At 47.9% G+C, this 15,604-nt stretch carries 14 protein-coding genes; 10 read left to right on the forward strand and 4 right to left on the reverse strand.

The features are described from left to right. Positions 1-59: 59 nt before the first annotated feature. From EHO61_RS02390 to prfB, 4 genes are all read left to right on the forward strand, one after another. A complete protein-coding gene (locus tag EHO61_RS02390) occupies positions 60-2,708 on the forward strand; it encodes a valine--tRNA ligase (protein ID WP_135812041.1) in 2,649 nt (882 codons plus the stop codon). Between the two features lie 96 nt (positions 2,709-2,804). Next, entirely contained in the window at positions 2,805-4,076 is a 1,272-nt protein-coding gene (gene purD, locus EHO61_RS02395; protein WP_135812042.1) for a phosphoribosylamine--glycine ligase, read from the forward strand. 4 nt (positions 4,077-4,080) lie between these two features. After that, a complete protein-coding gene (locus EHO61_RS02400; protein WP_135812043.1) occupies positions 4,081-4,926 on the forward strand; it encodes a hypothetical protein in 846 nt (281 codons plus the stop codon). A gap of 58 nt (positions 4,927-4,984) precedes the next feature. Further along, the gene (gene prfB, locus EHO61_RS02405) at positions 4,985-6,088 is read left to right on the forward strand and encodes a peptide chain release factor 2 (RefSeq protein ID WP_135812044.1); all 1,104 of its coding nucleotides are present in this window, start codon (positions 4,985-4,987) and stop codon (positions 6,086-6,088) included. Here prfB and add read toward each other — a convergent pair. Continuing rightward, positions 6,074-7,429 carry an adenosine deaminase gene (gene add / locus EHO61_RS02410; protein ID WP_135812045.1) on the reverse strand — a complete coding sequence of 452 codons (1,356 nt, stop codon included), beginning with the start codon at positions 7,427-7,429 and terminating at the stop codon, positions 6,074-6,076. The two genes, prfB and add, sit on opposite strands and share 15 nt — an antisense overlap. Positions 7,430-7,548: 119 nt before the next feature. On the opposite strand from add, the gene EHO61_RS02415 reads away from it, so the two are divergent. Then, entirely contained in the window at positions 7,549-8,745 is a 1,197-nt protein-coding gene (locus EHO61_RS02415) for a DegT/DnrJ/EryC1/StrS family aminotransferase (RefSeq protein ID WP_135812046.1), read from the forward strand. Between the two features lie 43 nt (positions 8,746-8,788). Here the strand turns inward: EHO61_RS02415 and EHO61_RS02420 are convergent, their stop codons facing one another. Beyond that, positions 8,789-9,388, reverse strand: coding sequence for a hypothetical protein (locus tag EHO61_RS02420; RefSeq protein WP_135812047.1), 600 nt, complete (start codon positions 9,386-9,388; stop codon positions 8,789-8,791). Between the two features lie 97 nt (positions 9,389-9,485). Between EHO61_RS02420 and EHO61_RS02425 the strand changes: the two genes are divergently transcribed. After that, positions 9,486-10,319, forward strand: coding sequence for a carbon-nitrogen hydrolase family protein (locus EHO61_RS02425; protein WP_135812048.1), 834 nt, complete (start codon positions 9,486-9,488; stop codon positions 10,317-10,319). Then, positions 10,312-10,890, forward strand: coding sequence for a YdeI/OmpD-associated family protein (locus tag EHO61_RS02430; RefSeq protein WP_135812049.1), 579 nt, complete (start codon positions 10,312-10,314; stop codon positions 10,888-10,890). The genes EHO61_RS02425 and EHO61_RS02430 overlap by 8 nt, the downstream gene beginning before the upstream one ends. Before the next feature lie 31 nt (positions 10,891-10,921). Here the strand turns inward: EHO61_RS02430 and EHO61_RS02435 are convergent, their stop codons facing one another. After that, entirely contained in the window at positions 10,922-11,113 is a 192-nt protein-coding gene (locus tag EHO61_RS02435; RefSeq protein ID WP_135812050.1) for a hypothetical protein, read from the reverse strand. Positions 11,114-11,274: 161 nt separating this feature from the next. Between EHO61_RS02435 and EHO61_RS02440 the strand changes: the two genes are divergently transcribed. Both EHO61_RS02440 and EHO61_RS02445 read left to right on the forward strand, forming a co-directional pair. Continuing rightward, positions 11,275-12,228, forward strand: a complete 954-nt coding sequence (locus tag EHO61_RS02440) for a helix-turn-helix transcriptional regulator (RefSeq protein WP_135812051.1) — start codon at positions 11,275-11,277, stop codon at positions 12,226-12,228. A 72-nt stretch (positions 12,229-12,300) separates the two neighbouring features. Continuing rightward, positions 12,301-13,194, forward strand: coding sequence for a GGDEF domain-containing protein (locus EHO61_RS02445; protein WP_135812052.1), 894 nt, complete (start codon positions 12,301-12,303; stop codon positions 13,192-13,194). Here EHO61_RS02445 and EHO61_RS02450 read toward each other — a convergent pair. Beyond that, positions 13,191-14,735 (reverse strand): helix-turn-helix domain-containing protein, encoded by a 1,545-nt coding sequence (locus EHO61_RS02450; RefSeq protein WP_246031975.1) that lies wholly within the window; start codon positions 14,733-14,735, stop codon positions 13,191-13,193. The two genes, EHO61_RS02445 and EHO61_RS02450, sit on opposite strands and share 4 nt — an antisense overlap. Positions 14,736-15,205: 470 nt before the next feature. Between EHO61_RS02450 and EHO61_RS02455 the strand changes: the two genes are divergently transcribed. After that, positions 15,206-15,538 (forward strand): hypothetical protein, encoded by a 333-nt coding sequence (locus EHO61_RS02455; RefSeq protein ID WP_135812053.1) that lies wholly within the window; start codon positions 15,206-15,208, stop codon positions 15,536-15,538. Positions 15,539-15,604: the final 66 nt, after the last annotated feature.

A 15,604-nucleotide genomic window follows, 5' to 3' on the forward strand; every position in this document is an offset into this window, starting at 1 on the left:
AGAAGCTTCGATTCACTTGACCTCTGCCTTCCAAAGAAAATTCTATCCGAACGAAGGCCATGAAGAAGCAAATCAGCGATCGTTACGAACCGACTAGCGTAGAACCGAAATGGATTTCCCGCTGGGAAGAACGAAAGAGCTTCCTCCCGGATTCCAACGCGTCCCCCTCCTTCACGATTTCTCTTCCTCCTCCGAACGTCACGGGCAGCCTTCATATCGGACATGCGTTAAATCATACCGTCCAAGACATTATCACCCGAATCGAAAGAAAAAAAGGAAAAGCCACTCTCTGGATTCCCGGCATGGACCATGCCGGAATTGCGACTCAGATGGTCGTGGAACGGGAATTAGCCAAGGAAGGAAAAAAACGCTCGGATTTTACGAGAGAGGAATTCGAACGCAAGATTTGGGAATGGAAAGAACATTCGGGAGGAATGATCCAAAACCAACAGCGTCTATTGGGAGAATCCGTAGATTGGAGTCGCCAAAGATTCACGATGGACGAAGGACTTTCCAAAGCGGTCGTCAAAGTCTTTCGATCTTTGTATGACGAAGGGCTGATTTATCGCGGGGAAAGAATCATCAATTGGTGTCCGAAAACGCTCACCGCTATCTCAGATCTGGAAGTGGAATACCGGGAAACGAAAGGCAAGCTATATCATTTACGTTATCCTATCGTCGGAAAACCGGGCGAGTATGCGATCGTAGCCACCACCCGACCGGAAACGCTTTTCGGAGACGTGGCGATCGCAGCCCATCCGGACGACGAACGATATAAAAAATTCCAGGGCGCGCAAGCAATTCTTCCCTTGACGGATCGGACGATCCCCATCCTGTTCGATTCCTTCGTGGACAAGGAATTCGGTTCCGGTTTGGTAAAGATCACTCCCGCTCACGACGCGAACGACTTCGAAGCTGGGCAAAGACTAGGACTCAAACCCCTTCTCGTCATGAATCCGGATGCGACTCTCAACGAACATGCCGGAAAATACGCCGGACTTGGCCGGTTCGTAGCAAGGAAGAAAATCGTAGAAGATCTCGAGGCGGCGGGACTCATCGAAAAGATAGAGGACCACGTGCATTCCGTCGGACACAATTCGAGGGGCGGAGAAATCATCGAACCGTATCTTTCCCTACAATGGTTTTGTAAAATGACATCCTTGGCCGAGCTGGCTATGGAAGCGGTTCGATCCGGCGAAACGGAATTCGTACCGAAGCTCTGGGAAAAGACGTTCTTCGAATGGATGAACAATATCCGCGACTGGTGCGTTTCCCGACAACTATGGTGGGGACATCGGATTCCGGCATACCATTGTAAAAATTGCGGTCATACGGAAGTCTCCGAATCCTCCGTTAGCGCCTGTCCCCGATGCGGCTCGGAAAAGGTGGAACAGGACCCGGACGTTCTGGACACTTGGTTCTCCTCCCAGCTCTGGCCTTTCTCCACTTTGGGGTGGCCGGAAAAGACGCCGGATTTCGAAAAATTCTATCCCACGCAAGTACTGGTGACCGGATTCGATATCATCTTCTTCTGGGTCGCTCGAATGATCATGATGGGGAAAAAATTCACCGGAAAATCCCCGTTTGCAAAAGTGATCATTCACGGTCTGGTCCGCGACAAGGAAGGAAAAAAATTCTCCAAATCCGTCGGGAACGTCGTGGATCCGCTGGATATGATGACGAAGTACGGAACCGATTCCTTCCGCTTCTTCCTCGCTGCTACTTTGCCCGAAGCCAGAGACGTTCTTTTTGACGAAAGCAGGCTGGACGGATACAGATCCTTTTGCAATAAAATCTGGAACTCCAGCCGATTCATACTGATGAATCTGGACGAGGAATTCCGGAAGGAGGATCCGGAAACTCTGAACGCTTCCGATTTGGAACCTATGGACCAGTGGATCCTCCACAAATTCGACGAGACGCTTTCCAAATACGAAAAGGCATATTCCAAATTTCTGTTCTTCGAAATGGCCTCCGAAATCTACGAATTCGTATGGGGAGATTTCTGCGACTGGTACATAGAACTCGTGAAGCCGAGAATCTACGGTAAATTGGGTCCTCGTTCCCGTGAGATCGCCCAACAGGTTTTATCCGATGTGCTCGTTCGTGCTCTCGGCTTATTGCATCCGTTTATGCCTTTTTTAACGGAAGAGATTTACGAGGCGTTCGGCGACGGAGAATTCCTGACACGAACTCCTTTTCCAAAATCGTATAACGTATCTGCGGAAAACGAAGGTGTAATCAAAACGAACATCCTACAGGAAGCCGTAAAGCAGATCCGCGTCCAAAGGACGGAAAACGGAGTGCCTCTGGATAAGAAATGCAAAGCCGTTTTGAAATCGGGAAATCCGCTCGTTGCCGCTTCCGTTAAGGATTTCGAAGTTTCTATTCTACAGCTCGCACGACTCGAGAGTATCCAGGTCGAGGAGAATTATTCCGCGGAAAAGACCGACTCCGTTGGCGCCTTCCGCTTCGGAGAAGTCATCCTGCCTTTGGCCGGAATGATCGATTTCGAAAAGGAAAAAGCCCGATTGGAAAAGGACCTGCAAAAGGCGAAACAAGAAGAGGAAAAACTCAGCTCGAAGTTGGAAAACCCGAACTTTTTAGCGAAGGCCAATCCTGATGTAGTGGAAAAGGAAAAAGAAAAGCTCCGCTTATTGAAGGAAAAAACGGACAGTATCCGGAAAGCCATGGAAAAACTTTCCTAGAGGCCCGACCCAAAAACGTCATGTTCTTCGGCCCTTTACCGAAGAGAAAAAGATCAGTGTGCAAATGAAAAGACTTTCGGTAGGATTTAATATTTTATGTCTCGTATTCTTTTAATCGGCTCGGGAGGTCGGGAAAGCGCGATCGCGTACAAATTACGTCAGTCTCCGAAACTCTCCTCTCTCCACGTATTTCCCGGAAACGGAGGATTTCCCGAGTCGGAACTCCTACCGGCGGGAGCATTCGATCTGAAGAAGAAATCCTCCGTGCAGGAATTCGTAAAAAGAAACGGTTACGATCTCGTTGTGGTGGGCCCGGAGGATCCTCTTGTGGACGGAATCTGCGACTGGCTGTCCGAGATCGGTGTCCCTACGTTCGGACCTTCCGCATATTGCGCGCAAGTGGAAGGCTCCAAAGAATTTGCAAAATCCTTAATGAAGCAGGCAAAAGTTCCGACTGCAAAATACGAATCTTTTTCCGATCACACAAAGGCGCTGGACTACGTCCGCAAAGAAGGCGTACCTATCGTGATCAAGGCGGACGGATTGGCTGCGGGCAAAGGCGTCACGGTTTGCTTCCACCTCTCCGATGCTGAAGTCGCGTTGAAAGAGATCTTCTTGGATAAGAAATTCGGCGAGAGCGGAAGCAAAGTAGTGATCGAAGAATTCATGGCGGGACAGGAAGCGTCCGTCTTCGCGATCAGCGACGGAACGGATTACTTCACTCTACCGGCCGCTCAAGACCACAAACGCGCGTTCGACGGCGATCTGGGACCGAACACAGGAGGAATGGGAGCATACTGTCCCGCTCCTATCGTGACCGAGAAAGTCCTGGAAAAAGTAAAACGTTCGATTTTCGATCCTATGTTCGAGATCTTCCGTCGGCAAGGGCATCCTTATAAAGGACTTCTCTACGCGGGTTTGATGATCGATAGTCAAGGAGAACCTAAGGTAGTAGAATTCAATTGTAGATTCGGCGATCCCGAAACGCAGTGCGTACTACCCATGCTCGAAGGCGATCTAGTGGAGATATTCACGGCTTCCGCAAAAGGCCGATTATCCGAGACTCAGGCTTCCGTCGGAAAAGGAGCTTCTACCGTCGTCGTTTTGGCCGCAAAAGGATATCCCGAATCCTATGCAAAGAATATTCCTTTGGAACTTCCGCAAACGGATAGTAAAGACGTCGTCGTTTTTCATGCCGGAACCTCAAAAAAGGATGGAAACCTGATCTCTACAGGTGGCAGAATCTTAGGAATCTCGGCTCGGGGATCGGATCTCAAAGATTCCGTATCGAAAGCATACGCCTATTTAAGTAAGCTGAATGTACCCGATACTTTCTATAGAAAAGACATAGCCGGTAAAGCTCTATAAACTTATGCCGTTCTTAGTATCCGGAAATATCGACTTAGTGGATCGTTCCAGCCTTCGCAAGCTAGAAAAACATCTCGGGATCATTCTTTCCCCCCACCAATATCCGATCGAACAGTACAATTTGATCCGGAATTCCTTACGTACGAAATTGGATTCCGAAAATCTAATCCGCAAGATGAGCCGTAGGGAACTACTTTCTTTTATTTATATCCTGACACAATTCGGAGACGTGGTCCAGGGAGAAACTCCTCAAGAATATCTGGACGTCGCGGAAATACCGGTTGTTTTGGAATGGCAAAAAGGCCATTTCATGATTCCCTACGAAGTCTTGGACTTCTTGGCACACTCCAGAGTGTTCCGAAACCAGAATTACCTCTTTGCTCTCATTCCTGCACTACCGGCTCGGGAAAAAAAGGCGTGGATCGAATGGATCGGGGCAGGGTACGAAAAAGCCTTCCCCAGAGAGATCAACCACGAATTGTATTTTCAGTGCAGGCATTTGCAGAAACCGTTCCAAGGAAAAAGTCTAGTTCAGGAAGAACGGATCCGGATCGATCAGCTCTGGGCTCCCGGTAAAAACGAGATCGCGGATTGGTTCTACAAGGGAATCAGTCCGTTTTACTCCGCAATGAAGGAGCTCCAACGAGCGGAAAGGGATCCTTTTCTTTTGCACGTTTTGGACCTGATCCGTTCGGGAAAACTTGTCCTAAAACGTATCCCGGAGGAATTTGGCAAAAGGGAACAATTCGATCTAGTCTCCACTGTCGAAGGAAATACCCCCCAACTTAGAGATACGGTTTTTAGCTGGGAAGTGCAGCGGGAAGAGCGGGAAGATTTTCTTTTTCGCTGAATCCGGCTCGTCCCTCCTTCTTCCCCTATCCGAATAAAAAGAATCGCAATCGATCCGCATGGAAGTTAAGAACGCCAAGGAACTAAAACGCCTTTCCAGAGAACTCCAGGAAAATTTCCTAAATCGCTGGAAACTTTTGAATCTGGACAAAGACCAGGACCAACTAAGATCCTTCGAAGAACGAATCTCCGATCCAGGCTTCTGGGATAATCCGGACCAGGCAAAATCGATCAGCCAAAAAAAGACGGAGCTGGAACGAAAATTGGCCCCCTGGTATGCCATTCGTCAGGACGTGCTCGATTTGCCCGATCTGGTTGAATTGACTCTGGAAGAAAAAGGCGAGGAAGGAGTGGAAGAACTCAGTTCCGAGTATTCCAGATTAAAAGAAGAATTCGAGAGACTGGAACTTCTAGGAGCTTTGAACGAGCCGGAAGATATGAAACCTGCCTTTTTGAATATCCATCCGGGAGCGGGTGGAACGGAGAGCCAGGATTGGGCTGAGATGCTTTTTCGGATGTATCTGAAGTATTTCGACAAGAAAGGTTATCAGTACAGCGTGGTCGATTTTCAGGAAGGGGACGGGGCCGGAATCAAAAACGCCACGATCCATGTGGTGGGTGACTTCGCTTATGGATTTTTGAAATGCGAAAACGGAGTGCATCGTCTGGTCCGGATTTCCCCTTTTGACGCGAATAAAAGAAGGCATACCTCCTTCGTTTCGGTACACGTGAGTCCGGAATTGGACGACGATATAGACATCAAGATAGAGGAAAAAGACGTCAGAGTGGACGTTTACAGGTCCTCCGGAGCGGGCGGACAACACGTAAACACCACCGACTCGGCCGTGCGCATGACCCATATTCCTACGGGGATCGTAGTCGCTTGTCAAAACGAACGCTCGCAAATCAAAAACCGCGATACTGCGATGAAAATGCTCAAAGCACGGCTGTATGAGCTGGAACAGGAAAGACTAAAGGAAGATCTCGAAAAAAAATCGGGAGAAAAGAAGGATATCGCTTGGGGGAACCAGATTCGGTCTTACGTATTCCATCCTTATAATATGGTCAAAGATCACCGTACGGACTACGAGACGGGAAACGTACAGGCCGTCATGGACGGAGAAATCGAGCCGTTTATCATGGCTTCCTTAAAGACTCTTTAAGGCCGCCCCTTTTTCCGCGCGGTTTCCGATTCCGTATATCTCCTTGGTCCGCCGGATCCGGGCTTCCATCTCTTTCCAGAGAGTTTCCTTTTGCGGATGGAAGGTGGCGTACACTCCTTGCCTGATCAAGTCCACGATTTCGTCCAGAGAGAAATCCAAAAACCTCCAGAGCTTGAAGTATTCGTACGTAAGATTTACGTTGAAGATTTCGGGATCGTCCGTATTGATACAAAGAGGAAGGCCCTGATCGTAATAGTAACGAACGGGGTGATTCTGTTCTTTTCTGACGTATTTTCCCGTAAACACGTTAGACGTCACACATATCTCGATCGGAATTTTGTTCTCACGCAGATAGTTTACGAGTTCCGGGTCCTGGATCGCGGAAGTGCCGTGTCCGATCCGTTCCGCCTTGCAAAGTTCCACCGCTTCCCAGATCGCCCAAGGACCGTCGTCCTCTCCGGAATGCGCGACCACTCGTAGGCCGGCCTCCCGGGCTTTTTTAAAAACTTCAGCATAATCTCTTGCGGGTCCCATCAACTCCGCCCCGCCTAAACCGATCCCGATCACTTCCTTATGTTTTAATTTCAGGACCCGATTGAGATTATTCATGGCGTTCTCGGGACCGAAGGAACGGGACACGTCGACTAAAATACGGATCTCGATTCCGTCTTTGGCTTTTTCCTCGCGGATTCCTTCCACAAGTCGTTCGACCATCTCCTCGAAATCCAAACCGTTCTGAATGAATTTGGAGGGGGCAAAGAAAACCTCCGAGTACAGAATATTATTGGCACGCATGTACTCGGCCAAGCTTCCCACAAAGTAGTATAAGTCGGCGGCTTCCTTAACCAGACTTTGGATGAAGAAAAAGACCTGAATGAATCCGTTCAGATCCTTAAAATTGAATTTGGCTTCGAACTCCTCGTCGCTGAGGGAGATCCCGTTCTTGGCCATCAACTTCTTCATCGTTTCTTTATTTACGCAGGCCTCCAAATGCAGATGGATCTCCGTCTTAGGGAGTTCCCGGATGAAATTGATTACGTCCTGGTCCTGGAGTTTTTGACCGGAAAGGTCGGCGGGTTCCAGAAGAGCAGAAGCGGTTTTTTTACCGGCTTCCCTACTCTCGGAATCGCCAAGAAGCCAGGCCGGAGGACTGTCTATCTCCAGTTCCAAAAGCCGGATTCTCTCGTTTAGTAGATTGTTGATCTGCTTATCGAAGGAAATCTGAAGAGAGGAGGAATAGGGTCTGTCCGCAGGAAGACGACTCTTGAGTCGGTTTAATTCCGAGACATCCCGATCTAGGATTCGGATTCGTTCGAAAATTTCCGCAAAGGGGACACCCACTGGTGCAGAATAAGGAAGGGCCGTTCCGATTTCAATTCCGAAAAAGATTCCGGCGGTTTTCCCCTTATCTTTTTCGAAAAGCAGCCGATGTTTAAAAAAGCCTCGGAGGATTTTGTCGCATGATCACCGCGAGAAAAACGTTCTTACCTTTCGCCCTACCCCTAATTTCGGAAAGAGCCGTCGAGGAAGTGGCCGCAGTCCTCCGTTCCGGTTGGGTGACCTCCGGACCCAAGGTAAGGGAATTCGAGGAAGAATTCGCGAGATACACGGGAGCAGAATACGCATTGGCCCTGAACTCGGCGACCGCGGGACTCCACCTGGCGTTAGAAGCGATCGGGCTATGCTCGGAAGACGCGGTCTTCGTTCCCGCCGTGACTTTTACCGCAACCGCAGAGACGGTCTGCTACTTCGGAGCGGAACCCATTCTGACGGACGTCGATCCGATCTTCAACCTAATGACGGAAACCACGTTAAGAGAAGCGATCCGACGGGAATGCGTCCTTTCTAAAGGGAATCTTGTCCACAAAAAGACCGGAAAAACGGTACGTGCAATCATGCCTGTGCATCTTGCAGGCGCCATTTGCGAAATGGACGCGTTGAATTCCATCGCGAAAGAATATCATCTTTATGTAATAGAAGATTCCGCTCACGCATTTCCGGCGATTTATAGGGGAAAAAAGGTAGGCACCCTCGGGGATTTTACGGTCTTCAGCTTTTATGCGACGAAAGGGATCACTACGGGCGAAGGCGGAATGGTGACGACAAGGCACCCCCATTTTGCGGAGAGAATCAAACTGATGAGATTGCACGGAATCAATCGGGAAACCTTCGACAGACCCGGTTGGTATTATGAAGTCGTTTCTCCGGGATTCAAATATAACATGAGCGATATAGCGGCTGCGATCGGAGTGGTGCAACTTTCGGAGGCCGACGAACTTTGGAAACGTAGGATCCTAATTTCGGAGATTTACCGTTCCGAATTTTCGGACCTGCCCTTCCTACATCTCCCCTTACCCTCCAACGAAGGAGATCACTCCTGGCACCTGTTCCGGGTAGAGGTGGATCGTGTGCGTGGAAAAATCGATCGCGACATCCTGTGCTCAGAATTAAAAAAAAGGAATATCGGATGCAGCCTCCACTTCATTCCCCTGTACGAACATCCGTTTTACCAAAGATTCGGTTACGATAAAAATAATTATCCGAATGCGGACGCGATGTTCCAAAGGACGCTTTCGTTACCTCTTTTTCCCGGAATGGCAGACGGAGATATCGAGGACGTGGTTGCTGCGGTACGAGACGTCTTTTCCGGGCTCTAAAGATTCGTTAGAGCTCGTCGCGCAGAAAAGGATCGCGGAGAAATCAGTTAAAGAAAATATAAAACAAAAAGATCTTAACGAAGAGGACCAGAATTCCCGCTTCCAGATCCGAAGCCTCTTTAGCGTTATCGAAAGAAGTCAAAGCAACGATCCATTCCTCGACTTCTTCTGCGATTTCTGAATCCTCAAAAAGGGAAAGGTCTATCTTCCTGTATCCGTTTTTGGGAATCGGGACGCCGCAAGCTCCGCAAAGATCGGATAAAATCTCCACCGCTTCTTCCCGAACGATCCGAGAGAACTCCCCCATATCCTGCGTTTCCAGGAGGACGGCCTCTCCTAACTCCAGGACTTCCTCCATAACGGCTTCACTGCCTTCTTCCTCCGCAGTTTCCTTCCATTCGCGCAGGCAATCCAAAAGTCCATCCGCTAAAACCAACATCTTGTCGGCGGCTTCCCTTTTCTTTTCCTCCGACAAGGATCGAGGGAAGCCTTTCATCCAGGATTCCTGAACCGCGTTCAAGGCACCGTCTCCGCTGCTCAAAAAATCCAGAAGTAGATATACTAGAGCCCAGGAATTTTCAGGGTGGTGGTTTGCGGATCCGAATTTTTGGAATGTTTGGAATTCTTTGAGCGGAAAAGGCATCAGTTCCTAAGAATCCGTTCCTATAGATTCGGCGCAAGCAGATTGCCGACGCAAATCGCTTTTCAATTTCTCTCGATCCGGTAAAATCAGCCTTACAATGAGGAAATATTTTGCGGCGGTACTCCAACTCAATAGCGGTTCGGATATAAACGCGAACCTAGCCAAATCGGAGGAATGGATCGGAGATGCTTCGTCTAAAAACGCACGACTGATCGGGCTGCCGGAGAATTTTTCCTTTTTAGGTTCCGAAACGGAAAAATTGGAACGCGCAAAGGAGATAGAAGTCCTTACGTCCAAATTCTTGAGCGAAACCTCCCGAAAATTTCGAATCCATCTTTTAGGCGGAGGCTATCCTACCGCTGCAAAAGACGGAAAAATTCTGAATACATCGGCTTTATTCGGACCCGACGGAGAAGTAATATTCAAATATTATAAAATTCATCTTTTCGATACCGATCCCGGGGACGGCTTCCAATATAAGGAATCGAGATCCGTTTCTTCCGGGACGGAACTTCCTACTATTTTTTCCTCGGCGCAATTCGGGAATATCTCCACCGTAATCTGCTACGACCTCCGTTTTCCAGAATTGTTTCGGGCGCTTTCCTATCGCGGGGCGGAAATCCTGTTCGTACCTTCCGCATTCACGAAACTGACGGGCGAGGCGCATTGGGAACCTCTCTTAAGAGCGAGAGCGATCGAAAATTTCTGCTATGTGCTCGCCCCGGCTCAAACCGGACGGCACGATAACGGAAGGGAAACCTACGGTCACTCCCTGATCGTGAGCCCTTGGGGAGAAATCATAGCTGAGAAAAAGGAAGGAGAAGGGGCCTTACTAGCGGAAATCGATCTGGACCTAATACAGGAAGCGAGGAGGAAAATACCTTCTCTCAAACATAGAAAATTCATAGCGGAGTGGGAAAAATTTGCCTAAGCAGGACGAACAACTCGAACTCCACTTCTCTTCCCGGAAAGAATGGGAAAAATGGTTGAAACAAAATCACGGCTCTTCTCCGGGAATCTGGGTGAAGTTGAGTAAAAAGCAATCCGGCATACCTTCCGTATCCTACGAGGAAGCTTTGGAAGTCGCTCTCTGTTACGGTTGGATCGACGGACAAAAGAAACCTTTCGATTCCGAGTATTGGCTCCAGAAATTTACATTAAGAAAACCGAAAAGTATTTGGTCCCTTAAAAATAGGGAAAAAGCGGAAGAATTATTCTCCACGGGAAAAATAAAACCGGCAGGATTAAAAGCTATAGAAGAGGCCAAACGAAACGGAGCCTGGGATAAGGCATATGCGTCTTCGAGTAAGATCGTAGTTCCGGAAGATTTCCAAAAAGCGTTGGAGCAAAACAAGAAAGCTGAGAAATTTTTCGAAACCCTGGACAAGACGAACCGGTACGCGATTCTTTTTCGGATTCATAACGTAAAAAAGGCCGAAACGAGAACCAGAAAAATCCGGGAATTCATAGAGATGCTGGAACAGGGAAAGAAGATCCGCTGAGACGGATCCCGACTCTCCTAATTCCTCGGATTTATTTCGGGAGAATTTCCGGCACCTCCCCGACCAAAAAACCGGCCTCTCCGGCGAACGAATCCCTAAAAATCGACGGTACGACTTCCTTTCCTCCTTCCGGAGACGCGTTTTTATCCGAGAGATCCTTGATCGAAGCGGAACTCCCTCCGCAAAATATTACGCTTAACACCGAACACGCGATCATCATCATATCCATTTTCCTTAAACGGTCTTTTCCCGCATGTTTCCATGATACCTCACATTACATGTCATAATCTGTCATATTTTAACTCCGACGCTTTTTAGGGAAATTCCGATTAAGTCTTGAATACATGACATTAAATGTCATGTATTGTACGATAGAATTCGATCATGCGGGCGGACAGACTTTTAAATATCCTATTGCACCTCCAAGCCAAAGGCAAAACTACCGCTAGGGAACTCGCGGAAAAATTGGAAGTTTCGGAGCGGACTCTTCACCGGGATATGGAAGCTCTCAGTTCGGCCGGAATTCCGATTTACGCAGAAAGAGGGATCGGCGGCGGATGGAGCCTCAGCGAAGGATATAGAACCAACCTAACAGGAATGAGGCGAGAAGAAGTGCTCTCCCTTCTTCTCCTTCAATCTTCGCGGATTTTGGAGGATTTGGGAAGAAAAAAGGATCTAGATTCCGCTTTTCTAAAGTTACTGGCCGCGTTACCTCCCGCTTACAAAAAAGACGCGGAAACGGCAAGGCAACGGATTCACATAGACGGAGCCGGATGGAACCAGGCGATTCGAGACCTCCCGGTCCTCCCTCTGTTGCAGGATGCCGTTTGGGAAGATAGAAAGGTGGAGATTTTATACGAAAAGGAAGGAACTGTTTCTCCCAGAAATTTGGAACCGTTAGGCCTCGTCGCCAAAGACACGACCTGGTATCTGGTCGCGAGGAGGAGTCGGGAAATCCGGATTTACAGAATTTCCAGAATCCGAGAGGCGAAACTCACGACCGAAAGATTCGAAAGGCCGAAAAAATTCGACCTCTCCAAATATTGGGAATCCTGGTTGGAGGATTTCAAAACCAGAATTCCCCAGTACCGCGTTAAAATACGCATCAAGAGTCCTCTAGAGCTCAAAATCCAACGAAATCCGTTTTTGAAAATTCTAAAGGTGTCTCCGCCAAAAAAAGGATGGAGCGAAATGGAATTGGATCTGGAAACCCGGGAATGGGCGATCGGATCCTTAATGCGTTTCGGTTCCGCCGTGGAAGTGCTGCAACCGGAAGAGCTAAAGGAATCCATACTGTCAAAAGCGGAGGAAATCCTGATTCTATATCGAAAAGGTTAGAACGTTTCCCGCTCGAACATTGTAGATTTTCGCCCCTTCATCCTTCTAATAAATTGCCCAGATGGTTTGTTTATGACTTTGGATTCGGAAAGCATTTTTACGAAACTAGGCCCGATCCTGGACGCCCTCGACGAAGGAATCGTGATTTTGGATCCGACGGGAAAGTCGATCGAACAAAATCGCAGAGCCGCGGAATGGGAAATCGCTTCCGATCCTTTGCAGCAAGATCGCTGGCGGCGCCTCTTCCAAGAATTTCCTCCGCCCAAATCCATGGTCGTCTCTTTAAGGACTCCGTTCGGAAAAAGAAGGTTCGAAATCCGCTCGGAGAAAGTTCCGAACGAGTACGGTGGACGACCGCTGACGATGTATTTCTTCAAAGACACCACCGATAGTAGATTCCTGCAAGTAAGACTGAAAAGATTAGAATTTCTGAATTTAAGAAGCCGAGCCAAAATCAGGAATCTGGAAATGCAAGACTCGCTTACGGGTCTTTTCAATCGGAGTTATACCTCCAACGTTTTTTCCTCCGAATTATCCCGCGCTAAAAGAACCGAAAGCCGGATCGGTGTAATCGCGATCGATATCGATAGATTGAAAGTGATCAACGACGCGTTCGGAACCGGTCAAGGAGACGAGCTCATCGCCAACGTCGGCAAAATCCTTTTGCAAAATTCCAGAAAAACGGACATTGCGGCCAGAATCGGCGGAGAGGAGTTCCTACTGATCCTTCCGGGAGCGGATAGACAAACCGTATTGGAAAGAGCGGAAAGGATCCGAGACCAGTATTCCCTACTTCGACTTCAAAGTCCGAAAGGATCCATCCAATCCACGCTTTCCGTCGGCGTAGCCATGTTCCCGGCGGACGGGTCCTCGGAAGATAGCCTGATGCGTTCCGCAAATTCTGCCCTGTACGTGGCGAAACGTTCCGGAAAAAACAGGGTGGTATCCACCGGAAGCAAGGATTAAGACGGATCCCGTAACCTTTCCGCAATATGCGCCCGACGATAGCCGTTCGGACTCAATCCGGTCAATTTTTTGAATTCCAGATTAAAAGCGGATTTGGAGCTAAAACCGGATTTAACCCGCACTTCCGTAACCGTCAGCTTTGGGGATAGTCCTAAGAGTTTCTTCGCTTCTTCGATCCGGTAATAATTAAGGAGAGAAGGAAAACTGGTTTTGAATTCCACGTTAATGATTTCGGAAAGTTGGTGAACGCCTATACCCAATTCCTTCGCTAAGTGTTCTTCCTTGAGGGAATTCTTAAGAAAAATCCGCTCTTCCTCTATCAGAGCGCGTATCCGGGAAACCAGCCGGTCCACCTCGAGGGAAGAAACGGTACTCTTTCTACTCGAAGGCTTGGGCAAATCTTTGGAAAAGAATTCCGTCGAGGACATCCGAAACAGACAACCGCCGATCAGAACGAAATGAAACGGAGCGTATAGAACCGATGCGAATACGGAAAATTCGTTGTAAGGATAAAAGTCGAAATGGTAAAGCGCTTTGCCGAGATTGAAGACCAAAAAAATAGCCCAGGAAATCCAGTAGACTAGGATGGGAATTCGGCTCGAGCCGAACAGAGTCCGATGGGACTTCAAAAAATAATAAATCGCTAAACTAGTGGTCGCCACTAAAATCAGAATTCTGTAATCAAAAACCGGTTGAGAAAGCGGGATCAAAAGATAAGGAAGCCCCACCAAAGAAGCTCCCAAAAAGGAAATCTTCGGTTCCCGATCGCTATCCCAAATCCTTTCCACAAAATTTAAGAAAAGGAAAAACGCCGCATACGTCGTCGCCTGAAAAAGGAAGTACGGAAATCCGAGCAGTCGACCGCTTCCTCCGATAAAGAAGGAAAAAGGTTTCACTTGTAGGAAATAAAAAGAAGCGAAAGAAAGAAATACCTGTAGAACGAGCACCAGAAATACCGGATTTTTTCTTTTATACCAATAGACCAAGGAAAGCAGAGTCGCGATCAAAGACCCCGTTAAAATGTAGATTTGGGTCGTAAACCAGAATTCGGCCAAGCGCTGTGTCGCGCTTCTCGTCAGCAATTTGACGGGAAAATTCGCGTAAGTGATGTCCTCCATGGACGAGAAAAAATAATAAAAAGTCCTGCTCTCTCTCGGCTGCAATCGGATAGAAAAACGCGGGAAGCTAGGACGAAAAACGGATTGAAAATCGCTACTTTCCGCTCCGATATATTCCGAATTTTCGTATTTTCCTTCCGCATCCACCGAGCAGAATTCGATCCGTGAAATGTTCGTGGAAAAGAAAGTCAGCTCCCTTTCCTGAATTTCATCGGATTCGTTTTTTAACGCATATCTGATCCAATTTCCTCGATCCATGCGCCTTACCCGCAAAGCGTCCGGTATGGGATTCGTATGCCATTCCAGTTTTCGGATCTCGTCCAATCCGGATCGCGAACAACCGACGATGATATGTTTCCGATATCTGTATTCCGTAAAGGAACTTATGTTCGTGATTTCAGGATCGTCCTGACGGATAGGCACCGTCTCCGCAAAATACGGCAAAGAAAAAAAGAAAAGAAACTGCGGGAGAAGACAAAAAGCGCTCCGGTATAATTTCCTGATTGTCATATTCGATCGGGTCGTTTCTGAAAATTCCCGTACGATCTCTTTCGGGGTTCAAACGTTCGAAAAAACCAATATCTTGATATCCAACGCGGGCAAACCGTCAAACAAAAACGCAAGTTTTATCTGCCGTCCACGCTTTATTAACCGTATGAACCTGCGAGAAAATTCACTTCTCGGATCCGATGCCGCGGAAATCGCATCCAAGGACAGCATCACCACAGACAATTCCGAAAAAAATCGGTCTGGGAGAACAATATGATAACTTAATAATATGATACGTCCAACTTTTTAAATGTGGACGACTTTTTAACTAGGTTTGCGGCTAAAAACGGTAACCTTCTTGACATTGCCGGTATCAGATAAAACGAAGGTACCGAAGGCCCGACATGTATTCGGAAAAAAACAAAGGCAGAGTTTCCATAGCGATCCCGATCGTTCTATGCCTTGTCATGTCCTTCAATTCCGCTCTATCCAAACCCTTTATCCAAAAAGAAAAGTTTAGAGCCGAAATAGAAAGTGAAGATGCCGTAGAGGTAAGGGAAGATCACCACGAAGACGATTTTTCCTCCCTTCCCATCTCCTTCTTTGCCCCCTCCGAATTCGTCAACCTTCCTATCATTCTCTCAGCCCGTTCCTACATCGCAGGCGGCGGTCCTCACAAGGCATACATTTTCCTTCTTGCTCCGTCTTTGCTCAACATCCCTCCTCCCCTAACCTAAGCAAATCGCCTATTTCGCCATTTCCGATGAATCACGGAAATATCATATTCTAAAAAGGAATACTAT

The sequence above is a fragment of the Leptospira fluminis genome (assembly GCF_004771275.1).
Taxonomy (GTDB): domain Bacteria; phylum Spirochaetota; class Leptospiria; order Leptospirales; family Leptospiraceae; genus Leptospira_B; species Leptospira_B fluminis.